The following is a 658-nucleotide window of genomic DNA, read 5'->3' on the forward strand; positions in this document are numbered from 1 at the left end:
TACTTACACAATGGACGTTAGCACATAACATTACATTCCAATCTGAAATTGAACTAGATTCATTAGAAACGATGAAACAAATTTTAAAATATGGTAATGGGGTTGCCTTTATTTCTAAACTTGCTATTGAACAAGAAGTACAACGAAATGAGCTATGCTATATACCAATCCCTGGATTTGAATTTCAGCGTAATATTTATACCATTCATCATGAGGACAGGTGGAATTCTAAAATCATCTCTTTTTTACTACATAGCATTACTTCTTTTACAGCAAAAAATTAAAAGGCTGTCGTTATACACGACAGCCTTTTAAACTATAACTCTATTTATTTTTCTTAGCCTCAATTTTTGCTTGCGCCTCTTCGGCCTTATCTAATGCTTCTGACACTTTTTTCTCTTTTTCTTTTACTTCATCTATACTATCGACAGCTTTAATTAGTTTATCGATTCCTTCTTCATTTACTTTTTTTCTTTTCGCTACTCTTTCATTTACTTTCTCTTCAACGTCTTTTGCTTTTTGAAGCATATTCTCTGCATTTGATGTTACAGCTTTTTCAAGTGCATCATCTTTTTTCTTTTGTAATACTTCATTTGCAATATCTTTCGTTTCTAAATACTTACCGTCTTTTAATGCTGTCGCACCGTGATCTAGTAAC

1 protein-coding gene and 1 pseudogene are annotated in these 658 nt (G+C 31.9%); one reads left to right on the forward strand and one right to left on the reverse strand.

Annotation, left to right across the window (positions count from 1 at the left end; translation table 11 throughout):
• Positions 1-284: LysR substrate-binding domain-containing protein (locus tag AC1DTM_RS30425; protein ID WP_477001696.1), on the forward strand; the 284-nt coding region annotated here is incomplete at its 5' end.
• Positions 285-324: 40 nt separating this feature from the next.
• On the opposite strand, the pseudogene AC1DTM_RS30430 reads toward AC1DTM_RS30425, so the two are convergent.
• Positions 325-658, reverse strand: a pseudogene (locus AC1DTM_RS30430) (hypothetical protein); the annotation flags it as partial.

The sequence above is a fragment of the Bacillus sp. P4_D3 genome, assembly GCF_056401855.1.